At 68.4% G+C, this 14542-nt stretch carries 18 protein-coding genes and 1 tRNA gene; 6 read left to right on the top strand and 13 right to left on the bottom strand.

Annotation, left to right across the window (positions count from 1 at the left end; all coding sequences use genetic code 11):
• Window positions 1-43 precede the first annotated feature (43 nt).
• The gene (locus AC4JJG_RS20460) at window positions 44-445 is read right to left on the bottom strand and encodes a hypothetical protein (protein ID WP_495402062.1); all 402 of its coding nucleotides are present in this window, start codon (window positions 443-445) and stop codon (window positions 44-46) included.
• 228 nt (window positions 446-673) lie between these two features.
• A tRNA-Leu gene (locus AC4JJG_RS20465) sits at window positions 674-758 on the bottom strand.
• A gap of 77 nt (window positions 759-835) precedes the next feature.
• Here AC4JJG_RS20465 and AC4JJG_RS20470 point away from each other — a divergent pair.
• The 3 genes from AC4JJG_RS20470 (at window position 836) to AC4JJG_RS20480 (ending at window position 2835) form a co-directional block, all read left to right on the top strand.
• The gene (locus AC4JJG_RS20470; protein ID WP_495402063.1) at window positions 836-1267 is read left to right on the top strand and encodes a transcriptional regulator; all 432 of its coding nucleotides are present in this window, start codon (window positions 836-838) and stop codon (window positions 1265-1267) included.
• Entirely contained in the window at window positions 1264-1608 is a 345-nt protein-coding gene (locus AC4JJG_RS20475) for a DUF3817 domain-containing protein (RefSeq protein WP_495402064.1), read from the top strand. The genes AC4JJG_RS20470 and AC4JJG_RS20475 overlap by 4 nt, the downstream gene beginning before the upstream one ends.
• Before the next feature lie 93 nt (window positions 1609-1701).
• A complete protein-coding gene (locus AC4JJG_RS20480; protein ID WP_495402065.1) occupies window positions 1702-2835 on the top strand; it encodes a glycosyltransferase in 1134 nt (377 codons plus the stop codon).
• A gap of 10 nt (window positions 2836-2845) precedes the next feature.
• Here AC4JJG_RS20480 and AC4JJG_RS20485 read toward each other — a convergent pair whose 3' ends face one another.
• The 11 genes from AC4JJG_RS20485 to clpS all read right to left on the bottom strand — a co-directional run bounded on the left by AC4JJG_RS20485 (window position 2846) and on the right by clpS (window position 10422).
• Window positions 2846-3472, bottom strand: a complete 627-nt coding sequence (locus tag AC4JJG_RS20485; RefSeq protein ID WP_495402066.1) for a non-canonical purine NTP pyrophosphatase — start codon at window positions 3470-3472, stop codon at window positions 2846-2848.
• Between the two features lie 7 nt (window positions 3473-3479).
• The gene (gene rph, locus AC4JJG_RS20490; protein ID WP_495402067.1) at window positions 3480-4238 is read right to left on the bottom strand and encodes a ribonuclease PH; all 759 of its coding nucleotides are present in this window, start codon (window positions 4236-4238) and stop codon (window positions 3480-3482) included.
• A gap of 28 nt (window positions 4239-4266) precedes the next feature.
• A complete protein-coding gene (locus tag AC4JJG_RS20495) occupies window positions 4267-5031 on the bottom strand; it encodes a cyclic nucleotide-degrading phosphodiesterase (RefSeq protein ID WP_495402068.1) in 765 nt (254 codons plus the stop codon).
• A gap of 85 nt (window positions 5032-5116) precedes the next feature.
• Entirely contained in the window at window positions 5117-5908 is a 792-nt protein-coding gene (gene murI, locus AC4JJG_RS20500) for a glutamate racemase (protein ID WP_495402069.1), read from the bottom strand.
• A gap of 14 nt (window positions 5909-5922) precedes the next feature.
• Window positions 5923-6546: a rhomboid family intramembrane serine protease gene (locus AC4JJG_RS20505; protein WP_495402070.1), complete on the bottom strand. Its 624-nt coding sequence runs from the start codon at window positions 6544-6546 to the stop codon at window positions 5923-5925.
• Window positions 6547-6592: 46 nt separating this feature from the next.
• Window positions 6593-7564, bottom strand: a complete 972-nt coding sequence (locus tag AC4JJG_RS20510; protein WP_495402071.1) for a PLP-dependent cysteine synthase family protein — start codon at window positions 7562-7564, stop codon at window positions 6593-6595.
• A 7-nt stretch (window positions 7565-7571) separates the two neighbouring features.
• Entirely contained in the window at window positions 7572-7844 is a 273-nt protein-coding gene (locus AC4JJG_RS20515) for a MoaD/ThiS family protein (protein ID WP_495402072.1), read from the bottom strand.
• 2 nt (window positions 7845-7846) lie between these two features.
• Entirely contained in the window at window positions 7847-8254 is a 408-nt protein-coding gene (locus AC4JJG_RS20520) for a M67 family metallopeptidase (protein WP_495402073.1), read from the bottom strand.
• Window positions 8255-8334: 80 nt separating this feature from the next.
• Window positions 8335-9432, bottom strand: coding sequence for a P1 family peptidase (locus AC4JJG_RS20525; protein WP_495402074.1), 1098 nt, complete (start codon window positions 9430-9432; stop codon window positions 8335-8337).
• A gap of 21 nt (window positions 9433-9453) precedes the next feature.
• Entirely contained in the window at window positions 9454-10029 is a 576-nt protein-coding gene (gene aosR, locus AC4JJG_RS20530; protein ID WP_495402075.1) for an oxidative stress transcriptional regulator AosR, read from the bottom strand.
• Window positions 10030-10044: 15 nt separating this feature from the next.
• Complete coding sequence (clpS, locus tag AC4JJG_RS20535; protein WP_495402076.1) at window positions 10045-10422, bottom strand: ATP-dependent Clp protease adapter ClpS; 378 nt, start codon at window positions 10420-10422, stop codon at window positions 10045-10047.
• Window positions 10423-10442: 20 nt separating this feature from the next.
• On the opposite strand from clpS, the gene AC4JJG_RS20540 reads away from it, so the two are divergent.
• Genes AC4JJG_RS20540 through AC4JJG_RS20550 form a run of 3 tightly spaced genes read left to right on the top strand, consistent with a single transcriptional unit; the run spans window position 10443 to window position 14506 of the window.
• The gene (locus AC4JJG_RS20540) at window positions 10443-11783 is read left to right on the top strand and encodes a nicotinate phosphoribosyltransferase (RefSeq protein WP_495402077.1); all 1341 of its coding nucleotides are present in this window, start codon (window positions 10443-10445) and stop codon (window positions 11781-11783) included.
• 51 nt (window positions 11784-11834) lie between these two features.
• Window positions 11835-12434: a nicotinamidase gene (locus tag AC4JJG_RS20545; RefSeq protein ID WP_495402078.1), complete on the top strand. Its 600-nt coding sequence runs from the start codon at window positions 11835-11837 to the stop codon at window positions 12432-12434.
• The gene (locus AC4JJG_RS20550) at window positions 12431-14506 is read left to right on the top strand and encodes an ATP-dependent DNA helicase (protein ID WP_495402079.1); all 2076 of its coding nucleotides are present in this window, start codon (window positions 12431-12433) and stop codon (window positions 14504-14506) included. The genes AC4JJG_RS20545 and AC4JJG_RS20550 overlap by 4 nt, the downstream gene beginning before the upstream one ends.
• Window positions 14507-14542: the final 36 nt, after the last annotated feature.

A 14542-nucleotide genomic window follows, 5' to 3' on the forward strand; every position in this document is an offset into this window, starting at 1 on the left:
CGATCATCAACACAGCCGCCTCAGCGGCATGACACCGACACTGTCACCCGATCGTGCAGCAGTCCCAAGGGTCATCTGGTGCTGAGGGATCCGGATACCACAGCCAATAGCCTCCTCCAGCGTCCTTGCCCCAGCTGATCAGCTTGGCCGTGTCGAATGGCTGACCATCAGGAGTGGTGGCAGGTCGATCGTTTGCCGAGTTGTCGGTCAAGAAGCCCCGGTCTTGTTCGGTGGCATCTGCGAGGTCAAGTCCCTCACTCGACGAGTTCGGCTGGTACAGCTCGACGGCGTCGCAGAAGGTCGCATCCCCGAATGCATCAACCAGTTCCTTGTAGTCGTCGGGTATCGGCGCACCAAGGCGCTCCTCGACCGGCTGCCAGTCAGCCGCCCGCCCCACCGCAGGTGGCGAGAACAGATCAATCAGGCGTTCGACGCTTGCGAACATTGCATGCGCCCTTCAACTAGTAGTTCTGGAACGCGATAGGTGGCAGCGACCAGCCCTGGTTCGGCGACCATGCCTCAACAACCAACAATGTAGCCAGGGACATCGCCTTGGCTACGGCCCTCTTCGTCACGCGGCAACCCGATCGACCCACCCGGCGACGCCAAAAAACTGATTGATGACTGCTCCAAGTGGCCGTCTACGGCCGTGGTGATTGCAGTAAGCAATCCATGGTGCGCGAGGGGGGACTTGAACCCCCACGTCCTAGGACACTGGAACCTAAATCCAGCGCGTCTGCCAATTCCGCCACTCGCGCGTGGTGCCGGTCACTACCAGCGACGATCAGCCTACCGCCCGCTCGGCAACACATGCCGGACAGGTACCGTCGAGGGTATGAAGTCCGGCTCGCCCAGTACTCGACGACACCGTCCGGCACTGATCGTGCTGACGGTGGTCGCTGCTGTCGCCTGCCTGACGCTGGCGTGGTGGCAGTGGGATCGCTATCAGTCGTCGGCCGGTACCGGACAGAACCTGGGTTACGCGCTGCAGTGGCCGGCGTTCGCGGCCGCGGTGATCTACGCGTACCGGCGCTTCGTGGTGCTGGAGAACGATCCGGAGGAGCAGCGGAAGTTCGCGGCCGACGCCAAGGGTGCGTCGGAGATCCCGGAGGGCATCCTGCCGGAGCGTCCGTCGACGCCGAGCGCATCGTCGCTGATGGCACGCGATTCCCCGGACGACGATTCGGCTCTGGCCGACTACAACTCGTATCTGGCCGAACTCAACGGCCCCCCGTCGACAACCAGCAGTGAGGACAAGTCCCGGTGACCGAAACTTCCGCCCCGGCAGCCACCGCCCCCATCGACAAGGTCCGCAGCGCGTTGCTCCGGTATCGCGTCCTCGCGTGGATCACCGGTCTCTGGTTGCTGCTGCTGGTGGCGGAACTGATCCTCAAGTACGGCTTCGACGTCGACGCCCTGGATTTCGTGCCGATCGTGCACGGCTGGGTCTACTTCGTCTATCTGATCTGCGCGGTCGACCTGGCGATCAAGGTGCGCTGGCCCATCGGCAAGACCATTCTGACCGCGATCGCGGGAACCATTCCGTTCCTGTCGTTCTATGTCGAGCACCTGCGCACCAAGGAAGTCAAAGCCCAGTTCGGCATCTGAGCCAACGGCGCTCGCCGATCTGTTCACCCGCTGATCGCCGACGCATGACGTCGCCGTTGGAACTTCGTCACCCACGGCGAGCAACACTGTCGCGTGCGCATCGTGCAGCTCGCGAACTTCTATGGGGCCCGCTCCGGCGGTCTGCGTACCGCCGTCGATCGCTGGGGTGCCGGATATGTGGCCGCTGGCCATGAGGTCGTCCTGGTCGTCCCCGGCCCCGACGACCGGTCCGAAACGCTGCCCGGCGGCGTCCAGCGCGTCACGATACGAGCACCCCGGCTGCCCTTCTCCGGTGGCTACCGCATCGCCTGGCCGCAGCGGGTCACCGATGTGCTGACGGGATTACGGCCCGACGCGATCGAGGTCTCCGACCGCCTCACGCTCCGTGGGCTCGGCACCTGGGCGCGTCGCCGCGACATCCATTCGACGATGGTGTCGCACGAGCGGCTCGATCGGCTGCTCGGCATCGTCATGCCGAACCCGGTGGCCCATGCGATCGCCGACGAGGCGAACCGCCGCACCGCGGCCTCTTTCGATTCGGTGGTGTGCACCACCGACTTCGCGGCCGCCGAATTCGATCGCATCGGTGCGCACAACGTGGCCCGCGCTCCCCTGGGCGTGGACCTCGAACTCTTCGATCCGCGCCACGCCGATCCGGCCGTCGGTGCGCGCTTCGCCGACCCCACCACCACACTGATCACCCACTGCGGCAGGTTGTCGCCGGAAAAGCGCGCCGACCGCAGCATCGCAGCAGTGGCGAAACTCCATGCCGACCGGCGGCGGGTGCATCTGGTGGTGGCCGGCGACGGTCCTCGACGGCCAGCACTGGAACGCGCGGCCCGGGGGCTGCCCGTCACCTTCCTGGGGCACGTCGCCGACCGTACCCAGGTCGCCGCGCTCCTCGCGACCACCGAGATCTCCCTCGCCCCCGGGCCGCATGAGACGTTCTGCCTGTCGGCACTGGAGTCGCTGGCGTCCGGAACACCGGTCGTCGCGTCCCGCTCGTCGGCGGTCGCCGGCCTGGTGAATGCGAATTGTGGTGCGCTGGCCGAGAATTCGGCCGAGGCCTTCGCCGACGGCATCGAACGTCTGCTCACCATCCCGCGGACGGACCGCGAGCGGGCCGCCCGGCATCGCGCATCACAGTATCGGTGGCCGGATTCGGTGCAGCGGATGTTGGCCATCCACAGCGGATCTCACGGCACCCGTCTGACCGGGCTGAACTGAGCCGCGACGATCAGCCGGCCAGCTCCGCCAGCGTCGGTACGAGCAGCGCGAGCGCCTTGCCGCGATGGCTCAGTGCGTCCTTCTCCGACGGCGACAGCTCCGCCGACGAACGTCCTTGTGCCACATCGTCGTCGGGAACGAACAGCGGGTCATAGCCGAAGCCGTTCGCGCCGCGCTCGGCGGTCAGGACCGTCCCGCGCCACTCCCCGCGCACCACGGTCTCGGCAGCTGCGTCGTCGGCGCCGGGGACGACCAGCGCGCAGGCGGACACGAATCCCGCCCCGCGACGATCCGCCGGAACATCGGACAGCTGCGCGAGCAGTAGTGCATTGTTGGCGGCGTCGTCGCCGTGCCCGCCGCTCCATCGCGCCGACAACACTCCCGGCATTCCGTTCAGCGCATCCACCGACAACCCGGAATCATCTGCCAGACAGGGCAATCCGGTCGCCGCCGCGCCGGAACGCGCCTTGATCAGGGCATTCTCCTCGAAGGTCGCGCCGGTCTCCGGCTCCTCCGGATAATCGGGCACCTCGTCGAGTCCGACCACGTCGATGCCGACGATCCCCGCCGTGTCGAGCACCCGGCGGAGTTCGGTGAGCTTCTTCGCGTTACGGCTCGCGACCAGGATCGTCGTCACGCCCGGACTACTTCTTCGGCTCCGGCAGCTCACCCGGATACGGTTCGGACAGCACGGCGCGCTGCGCCTCGAACAGTTGGTCGGTGCCCACCAGGGCGACGTCGAGCAACTTGTCCAGGGTCGCGCGCGGGAAGGTCGCCCCCTCGCCGGTGCCCTGCACCTCGACGAGCGTCCCCAGATCGGTGGCGACCACGTTCATGTCGACCTCGGCACGCGAATCCTCTTCGTACGGAAGGTCGAGACGCACCCGGCCGTCCACCACTCCGACGCTGACCGCGGCGATCATGCACGACAGCGGCTGCGGGTCGCTGAGCAGGCCCGCGGCCTTCAACCAGGTGACCGCGTCGGCCAGGGCAACGTAGGCGCCGGTGATGGCCGCGGTGCGGGTGCCGCCGTCGGCCTGGAGGACATCGCAGTCGATGGCGATGGTGTTCTCACCGAGCGCGCCCAGATCGATGCACGCGCGCAGCGAACGCCCCACCAGGCGGCTGATCTCGTGGGTGCGGCCGCCTACCTTGCCCCGCACGGATTCACGGGACGACCGCTCGTGGGTGGAGGACGGCAGCATCGCGTACTCGGCGGTGAGCCAGCCGAGACCGGAGCCGCGCCGCCAGCGCGGCACCCCCTCGGTGACGCTCGCCGTGCACATCACACGGGTCTTGCCGAATTCCACGAGCACCGAGCCCGCGGGATGCGAGGTGAAGCCCCGGGTGAAGGTGATCGGTCGAAGTTCGTCGTCGGCCCTGCCGTCAGCTCGTGTGGTCACAGCCCAACTCTATCGAGACTGGATCCGGTCACGGGAGCAGGTCGAAGACCTGACCGGGCCGCACCAGGTCCACCGGACCGGAGAAGGTGGATCGGGCCTCGGCAAGCACCGCCTCGGCATCCGTCCAGGGCGCCACATGCGTCACCAGCAACGCACCGACACCGGCCTTCGTCGCGATCTCACCGGCCTCATAGCCCGACAGGTGCAGATTCGGCGGACGATCGGGATCATGCGTCCACGTGGCCTCGCACAGGAACATGTCGGCGTCGCGCGCGAGGTCGACGACCTCCTCACACACCGCGGTGTCGCCGCTGTAGACCAGGACCTGACCTGCCGGGCCGACGATCCGCAGCCCGAAGGTCTCGGGCGGATGGTTCACGCGCCTCGAGTCGACCTCGAATCCGCGGATCGCCCGGACCTGTTCGTCCTGCCATTCGATGACGTCGAAAGTGTCGGTGATGTCGTCGATCTCCCCGGGGATCTCCGACGACGCCGCCCCGATGCGCAGCGCGGTTCCGGGCGGACCGTACAAGCGTGCGCGGCCGACCGCGGGTGTGGGCGCATAGCGACGCCACACCAGCATCGCGGGCAGGTCGAGGCAATGGTCGGCGTGCAGGTGCGAGAGCATCACGTCGACCGCATTGGGGTCGGCGTAACGCTGCAACTCACCGAACACGCCGGGCCCACAATCGAGGAGCAGGGGCTGGTATCCGTCGGCTTCGAGTAGATACCCCGAGCACGGCACCCCCGGCCCCCCGACGCTCCCGGCACATCCGAGGACGGTCAACCGCATAGTGCCTACTGTGCCACGCGCACAACCGACGGAAGTCACTAATGGGTCACGTCTGATGAACCGAATGACTGTCAGGTGTCACCGGTCACACATGTGTGACGTCGCCGATGGCCGGGCCGAGGAAGCGACTCGACAGGCGCGCAAACGATTCCGGGTCGCCCGTGGCGCGGAACTCACGCCGCGCCGTCCGGTCGTCGAGATGCGGACGCAGCGCGTCGGTTTCGGTCAACACGCGGTAAACGTCCTTCGCGGTCTCCTCGGCACTGGACACCAGGGTCACCTCGTCGCCCATGGCCAGCTGGATCACACCCGACAACAGCGGATAGTGCGTGCAGCCGAGCACGACGGTGTCGACGTCGGCCTCCTGCAACGGTTCCAGGTACCCCTGCGCGAGTCCGAGAATCTGCCGTCCGCTGGTGATGCCACGCTCGACGAAGTCCACGAAGCGGGGGCAGGCCACCGCGGTGATCTCCGCGTCCCGCGCCGCGGCGAACGAATCCTGGTAGGCCCGCGACCTGATGGTCGCGGCCGTACCGATGACACCGATGCGCCCGGTCTTCGTGGCCACCACCGCGCGACGTACCGCCGGCAGCACGACCTCGATGACCGGGATGGGTGCATAGCGTTCGCGCGCATCACGCAGGCAGGCCGCGGACGCCGTGTTGCAGGCGATGACGATGGCCTTGACGCCGGTCTCGGCGAGATCGTCGCCGATCGCCAGCGCGTGCCTGCGGATGTCCGGGATGGCGAGGGGGCCGTAGGGGCCGTTGGCGGTGTCGCCGATGTAGACGATGTCCTCGTCGGGCAGCAGGTCGATGACGGCCCGCGCGACGGTGAGTCCGCCCACGCCGGAGTCGAAGATGCCGATGGGCGCCATCGGGTCGATCGCGGCTATGACGGCACCCCCGGTGTCGCCGGGCTCACGGTGCGGCGCCGACGATCGCGGTCGGCAAGGTACCAGGCGGCGAGCACGCCACCGATCGCGCCGAACAGATGCCCCTGCCAGGACACCGACGCGTCCTGGGGCAGCACACCCCACAGCACCGAGCCGTAGACGACGAACAGCACGACGCCGCCGAGGATCTGCCACAGATTCCGGTTGAACAGCCCGCGCACCAGCAGATAGGCGAGCCAGCCGAAGATCACGCCGGAGGCGCCGATGGTGACCGAGTAGGTGGCGCCGAACAGCCACACGCCGAGCCCCGAGACGACCCACACGATGGCGGTGACGATCAGGAATCGTTTGGCCATCAGCAGGAGGAAGCCGAGCACCACACCGACAGTCAGGTTGCTGAACAGATGTGCCCAGTCGGCGTGCAGGAAGGGCGACCAGACGACGCCGTCGAGACCGTCGACCTCCCGGGGGATGATGCCGTTGTCGTCGAGGCGGAAGTTCGTCGCGGCATCGATCGCCTCGATGACCACGAGCAGGACCGCGATGGCCGCCATGACGATCGCGGACCGCTGCCACAGGGGACGCTTCGCGGGCGCGTTGGTGGCCGGGCTGGTGGTCATCACATATCCGATCGGTGCAGAAGGTTGGGTGGGGACGCGGGTGACGTCACGCCCAGAGCTGGCCTTCGAGGGCCTGCTCCGCCTGCTCCAGGCTACCTTCGTAGGCCCCGGTGCTCAGATACTTCCATCCCGCGTCGGGTACGACGAGCCCGATGTCGGCGCGACGGCCGGACTTCAGCGCACCGCGCGCCACACCGCGGGCCGCCTGCAGGATGGCGCCGGTGGACACCCCGGCGAAGATCCCCTCGGTGTCGATGAGTTCACGCACCCGGGCCACCGCGTCCACGCCCTGGACGGAGAAACGGCGGGTCAGCACCGAATCGTCGTACAGCTCGGGTACGAAACCCTCGTCGATGTTGCGGAGTCCGTACACCTCGTCGCCGTAGCGCGGTTCGGCCGCGACGATCTCGATCTCCGGATTCTGTTCGCGCAGGTACCGTCCCACGCCCATCAGGGTGCCGGTGGTGCCGAGGCCGGCCACGAAATGCGTGATCTCCGGCAGGTCCTCGTACAGTTCGGGTCCGGTGCCCTCGTAGTGCGCGCGCCAGTTGGCGTCGTTGCCGTATTGGTAGAGCATCACCCAGTCCGGATGTTGCGCGGCAAGTTCCTTGGCCATCGCGACCGCGGTGTTCGAGCCGCCCGCGGCCGGCGAGGAGATGATCTCGGCGCCGAACATCGTCAGTAGTGATCGGCGTTCTTCCGAGGTGTTCTCCGGCATCACGCAGATCAGGTGATAGCCCTTGAGTTTCGCGGCCATGGCCAGCGAGATGCCGGTGTTGCCGCTCGTCGGTTCCAGGATGGTGGACCCGGGCGTGAGCAGTCCGTCGCGTTCGGCCTGTTCGATCATCCGCAGCGCCGGACGATCCTTGATGGAACCGGTCGGATTGCGGTCCTCGAGTTTCGCCCACAGCCGGACGTGCGGCCCCTCCTCGGTGTCCTCCCAGCGAGGGGACAGCCGTTGCAACCCGATCAGCGGGGTGTGGCCGACCGAATCGATCAGCGAGAGATAACGCGCCACGTCCGGACTATCCGCCGGCGACCGCGGGCAGGATGGTGACGTCGTCGCCGTCGGCGGTCGCTGTTTCCAGTCCACCGGAGAACCGGACGTCCTCGTCGTTGACGTAGATGTTGACGAAGCGGTGCAGCTTGCCGTCGGCGACGAGCCGCTCCTTGAGGCCCGGGTGCGCGGCCTCCAGATTGTCGATGATCTCCGCGAGGGTGGCCCCCTCCGCAGTGACGCGCTTCTCGCCGCCGGTGTGGGGGCGCAGGATGGTCGGGATGGACACGGTGATCGCCATGGTCAGCTCCTGATCTCGATCGGCTCTTCGGTCACCACGCCGTCGACGATGCGATAGCTGCGGATCTCCTCGGTTTCGGCATCACGGGTGGACACCAGGACATAGTGCGCGTTGGGTTCGCTCGCGTAGGACACATCGGTACGACTGGGATAGGCCTCGGTGGCGGTGTGCGAGTGGTAGATGACGATCGGCTCCTCGTCGCGCCGTTCCATCTCGCGCCAGACGGCCAGCTGTTCGCCGGAGTCGAAGCGGTAGAACGTCGGAGAACGCTCGGCGTTGGTCATCGCGACGAATCGTTCCGGTCGATCGGATCCCTCGGGTCCGGCGATGATGCCGCAGGCCTCGTCGGGATGGTCGGCCCGTGCGTGACGGATCATCTCATCGACCAGTTCCCGGCTGATCTCCAGCACGTGTCACCTCTCTCGCTCCGCGGACACCTGACGTCAACGGACACCCGACGTCATCGGCCCCAACGCGAACGTGGACGACCCTATTCCGGTGCGGCCCGGCGGGCCGACGGCAGCACGTCGCGATACGCCGGGATGTTCGCCACCGACTCCGCGGCGAGAACCGCGTCGATGACCGCGGCCTGCACGGTATCGGCCGCGACCCGGCACACCTCGGAGAGAACCGCGACATCGGCGTTCATGCCCGCGGGCACCTCGGGCGACGCGGGCACGCGGAGACGACCGGTCGACACCGCGAACAGCGTGTCCCCGTCGAGCGGCGAGTGGGCGGGCCGGATGGCACGCGCCAGTCCGTCGTGGCCGGACATGGCCACCCGGCGAAGGGATGCCGGATCGAGGGCGGCGTCCGTGGCGATGACACCGATCGTCGTGTTGAGCACGGTCTGTTTCGCGACGAGTTCGGCGTGTCGTTGCACCTCGGCATCCACCGGCCTACCGAGACCACGCGCTCGAAGTTCGTTTTCCGTTGCACCCCAGGGCAATCCGGTCTCCGGGTCGATCACCGACCCCACCGGGTTCGCGACGACCAGCACGCCCACGGTGACGCCCTGCGCCGGACCGTCGCCGATGCGCACCGACGCGGTGCCCACACCACCCTTCAGCGCCCCGGCGCGAGCGCCCGCACCCGCGCCCACACTGCCGACCGCGAAGTCCGCCGTCACCGCCTCCAGAGCCGCCGCACCGAAGTCCGGACCCGGCCGCGACGACCAGTCCCCCACGGGCAGATCGAAGATCACCGCGGCGGGCACGATGGGCACCACGTGCCCGTGGTCGTCCATCGGCAATCCGGCGCCGGCCGCCTCCAGTGCGGTCATCACGCCATCGGCCGCCGACAATCCGTAGGCGCTGCCGCCGGTGAGCACGATGGCGTGGGCCGTCTGGACGGTGTTCACCGGATCGAGCAGGTCGGTCTCGCGCGTGCCGGGGCCGCCGCCGCGCACGTCGACCGCACACACCGCATCCGGTGCGTCGATTCGGATCACGGTTGTCCCGGTGGCCCAGCCCCGACCGCGCGGGCCGTCCTGCTCCGCGACCGTGGCGTCGTCGTCGATGTGGTGATGGTGACCGACCCCGACGCCCTCGACGTCGGTGATCCGGTCACCCCGGCGGGACGTCGTCACCGGGCCGCACCGGTCGGCATGTCACATGAGCGCATCGACGAGCAGTTCCTGCATGACCGTCAGCCAGTGATAGACATCGAGATGTGCGGCCTGCGGATGATCGGGCGGCAATTGATCGGGCGTGTCCTCGGAGATCCCGAGCATCGCCCCGAGGGCCAGCCGCACGTCGTTGAGCGCGGTCAGCCACTCCATCGCCTGTTCCTCCGTGAGCGCCAGATCGCCGCCGCCGGGCGGCAGGCTGTCCAGCATCACCTGCGCCGCAGTCAACTTGGCCTTCAGGATGTGTGGTTCGTGGACGCTGCGCAGCGCCCCGTTGAAATCGCCGTTGACCACGTCGACGCTCAGCTCGCGGTCCTGCTCGGGCCGGTGGAAATCGGGCAGCAGACGACCCAGCGTCACGTCGGTGGGGGCGCTCGAATGCCCCGATGCGATGCCCGTCAGTTCGGACAATTCGTCGGTGGGAGCCGTCGATTCACGCTCGGTCAGCAATTCCTGCATGGAGCCGACCATCGACGCGAGCAGTTCCACCTCGTGTTCGTCGAGGTTGGAACAGATTCGCACCGACGCGCCGCGGCCACGCCTCTTCCAGGTTCGCACTGTGTCCGCCCGCGCCTAGCTGTCCCGCTGCATCGTCGCCCACAGACCGGCGGCGTGCAGCTTGCGGACGTCGGATTCCATCTTGTCGCGTTCCCCGGCCGACACGACGGCCTTGCCCTCGGTGTGTACCTGCATCATCAGTTCGTTGGCCCGAGACTCCGAATAGCCGAAGACCTTCTGAAAGACGAAGGTCACGTAGCGCATCAGATTCACCGGGTCGTCCCAGACGATGGTCACCCAGGGCCGGTCGATCGCCGTCGCTCCCTCGGCGACCCCGGGGTCGGCCACCGCCGTTCCGCCGCTGGATTTCCCGTCGCTGCGCTCGCCGACCAATCTCCCGTCGCTGCGCTCGCCCGGGGTAGCCTCGTGCGCACGAGTTTCGTCAGGCGCCATAGCGACAAGGGTAGGCGAAAATGATCCCCGATAACACCGATGCCCCCGCCAGCAGCGGGGTCGCTGCCAGCACCGCATTGCTGACCGACCACTACGAGCTGACGATGGTGTCCGCCGCGTTGCGGCAGCCCGTGGCGCACCGTCCGTGCGTGTTCGAGGTCTTCGCGCGGCGTCTGCCCGACGGCCGTCGCTACGGGGTCGTCGCGGGCACCGGCCGGCTCATCGACGACCTGATGTCTTTCCGGTTCGGCGACGCCGAACTGGCGCTCGTGTCGGAATTCCTGGACGCGGACACCGTGGACTGGCTCCGCGACTACCGCTTCTCCGGCGATATCGACGGCTACCGCGAAGGCGAACTGTACTTCCCCGGCTCCCCGATCCTCACCGTGCGCGCCGGATTCGTCGACGGCGTGGTGCTCGAGACGCTGATTCTGTCGATCCTGAACCACGACAGCGCCATCGCGTCGGCCGCGGCCCGCATGGTCAGTGCGGCCGCCTCACGGCCGATCATCGAGATGGGGTCACGTCGCACCCATGAGCGTGCCGCGGTCGCCGCGGCCCGGGCGGCCTATCTCGCCGGCGTGACGACCACATCCAATCTGGAGGCGGCCCGCACGTACGGCGTCCCCAGCGCGGGCACCGCCGCGCATGCCTTCACACTCGGCTTCACCGGCCCCGACGGCCCGGACGAGAAGGCGGCCTTCGCCGCGCAGGTCGAGGCACTGGGTGTGGGGACGACCCTGCTCGTCGACACCTACGACATCACGCAGGGCGTGCGGAACGCGATCGAGGTCGCCGGCCCCGAACTCGGTGGTGTGCGGATCGACTCCGGTGATCTGGGTGTGCTGGCGCGCCAGGTCCGCGAACAACTCGACGAACTCGGCGCCACGAAGACCAAGATCGTGGTGTCCGGCGACCTCGACGAGTATGCGATCGCGTCCCTGCGGGCCGAGCCCGTCGACACCTACGGTGTCGGCACATCGGTGGTCACGGGCTCGGGCGCGCCGACCGCGGGCATGGTCTACAAGCTCGTCGAGGTGGACGGCATCCCGGTCGCAAAACGCTCGAGCCACAAGGAATCCCGTGGTGGCGCGAAGTCCGCGGCCCGTGCCGCGCGGCCCACCGGCACCATCGTCGAGGAACTCGTCTACCGCGCGGGCGACGACCAGCCGGAGATGCCCGGCCTCACGGTGCGGCCCCTGCAGATCCCCCTGGTACGCGGCGGCACACCGGTCGACGGCCTGCCGACCCTGGACGACGCTCGGAAACTGCTGGCCGACAATCTGATCAGCCTCCCGTGGGAGGGACTCGGACTGTCGCACGGCGACCCGGCCATCCCCACCCGGCACGTCACGCCCTAGGCGTACGCACAGACCACCGAACCACTCGGACCGAAACGAGGAACACGCACCATGTCCGATCAGCAGCCGAAGAACTGCGCGTTGATCATCGTCGACGTGCAGAACGACTTCTGCGAGGGCGGTGCGCTCGGGGTCCGTGGCGGCGCCGCCGTCGCGACCGCGATCAACACCATCGTCGGCGAATACCCGACCGTGGTGGCCACCCGCGATCACCACATCGATCCGGGAGCCCACTTCTCGGAGAACCCCGACTTCGTCGACTCCTGGCCACCGCACTGCCGGGTCGGCACCGACGGCGCGGCCTTCCACCCGTCCTTCGATGTGGGCGCCGCACAGGAGATCTTCTCCAAGGGCCAGTACAGCGCCGCCTACTCCGGATTCGAGGGCACCGCCGACGACGGCACGACCCTGGCCGATTGGCTTCGCGCCCACAAGATCACCGCCGTCGACGTCGTCGGCATCGCCACGGATCACTGTGTCCGGGCCACCGCCCTCGACGCGGTCGCCGAGGGCTTCGCCACCCGGGTGCTGCTGAACTTCACCGCCGCCGTGTCCGAGAAGTCCACAGCACGGGCGCTCAAGGAGATGCGGGACGCCGGCGTGGAGGTGGTCGGGGATCTGATCTACACCGGCTCCGCCGACACCGAATGAGCGACATCCCACCGGTCACCTCGCTGCTCGACACCGCCGTGACCGCCCTCGGCGGCCGTCGCCGCGACGGGCAGGTCCGGATGGCGACCGCGGTCGATCACGCCATCGACACCGGCGAACACCTCGCTGTCCAGGCCGGTACCGGTACCGGCAAGTCACTCGCCTACCTGGTCCCGGCCATTCGCCATGCGGTGCGCACCGGCCGGACGGTCGTGGTGTCCACGGCGACCATCGCCCTGCAGCGGCAGCTCATCGAACGCGACCTGCCGCGACTGGCGACCGCACTCGCGCCCACCATCGGCCGCGAACCCACCTTCGCGATCCTCAAGGGCCGCGGAAACTACCTGTGTCTCAACAAGATCCATCACGGGACCGCCGAGGAGCCGGCGACCGAACTGTTCGACGCCTTCGAGTTGTCACGTACCGGACGCGAGGTCACCCGGCTGCGGGAATGGACCTCCGACACCGAGACCGGGGATCGTGACGACCTGACCCCGGGCGTCACCGACCGCTCGTGGCGGCAGGTGAGCGTGAGCGCCCGGGAATGCCTGGGGGCGAGCAACTGCGGCTACGCCGAGGACTGCTTCGCCGAGCGGGCCCGCCGGTCGGCCGGACAGGTCGACGTGGTGGTCACCAACCACGCGATGCTGGCGATCGACGCGATGAGCCCGGCGAACATCCTGCCCGAACACGATGTCGTGATGATCGACGAAGCCCACGAGCTCGTCGACCGCATCACCTCGGTGTCGACGGCGGAGATCTCCGGCGCATCGATCACCCTGGTGGCCCGCCGCTGCGGCAAACTCCTCGACGACGAGACGACCGACGCGCTCGTCGGGGCCGGTGAACTGCTCGGTGAGCTGCTGGCCGACACCCCCGCGCGCGAATGGTTGCGACTTCCCTCGGGAATGGCGGAAGCGCTTGCCTCCCTGCGTGATCGGCTGTGGGTGGCCCGCAACGCGATCGGACCGGTACGTCGCGGCGTGAACGACGACTCCGCCGCCGCCCGATCCGCGGCGCTGACGTCGCTCGAGGAAACCCACGACACGGTCGTCCGCATTCTGACCGCCTTCGAGCAGACCGACGAGACGAAGCGGCGCGACGTCATCTGGGTCGCGTACGACCGGTTCGGCGGCGAGACCCGGCCGATCCTGCGCATCGCCCCGCTGTCCGTCGGCGGCCTTCTGCGCTCGTCGCTGTTCGAGAAGGCCACCATCATCCTGACGTCGGCCACGCTGACCATCGGCGGCAACTTCGACGCTCTGGCCGCCACCTGGGGGCTCCCCGCATCCGGGCGGCGCGAGAGCGGTGGAAGCGACGCGGGAGCCCCATCGACATCGGCCGACATCGACGTCACCGCGACCGGCAAGACCGCACCATCGGATTCCGCACCGCCACGGTGGTCGGGACTCGACGCCGGTTCCCCCTTCGACTACCCGAAGGCGGCCATCCTCTACGTCGCCCGCCATCTTCCGCGCCCCGGCCGCGACGCGCTGTCCCCCGCCATGCTCGACGAACTGGCCGGTCTCATCGACGCTGCGAACGGCCGGACGCTCGGCCTGTTCTCCTCCATGCGGGCCGCCAAGGAGGCGGCCGAGGCGATCCGCGCCCGATCGGACCGTCCGGTCCTGTGCCAGGGCGACGACGCCACCTCCGCGCTGGTCCGCCGCTTCGCCGACGATCCGGAGACCTGCCTGTTCGGCACGCTGTCGCTGTGGCAGGGCGTCGACGTGCCGGGTCCGTCGTGCAGCCTCGTGGTGATCGACCGGATCCCCTTCCCGCGCCCCGACGATCCGCTGCTCACCGCACGTCAGCGGGCCGTCGAGGCGCGGGGCGGCAACGGGTTCCTGGCCGTCGCGGCGAACCACGCCGCCCTACTACTGGCCCAGGGCGCAGGCCGACTCCTGCGGTCCACCGACGATCGCGGTGTCGTCGCGGTGCTCGACTCCCGCCTGGCCTCCGCGGCGTACGGCGGCTACCTGCTGGCCTCGTTGCCGCCGTTCTGGCGCACCACCGACGGCGACCTGGTGCGCTCTGCGTTGGGCAGACTGGCGAAGATCACCTACGGTTGAGGCTCCGGGGATGGTCTTGGCCGGACGAGAGGAGCC

This window comes from Gordonia sp. B8661-1 (assembly GCF_059427765.1).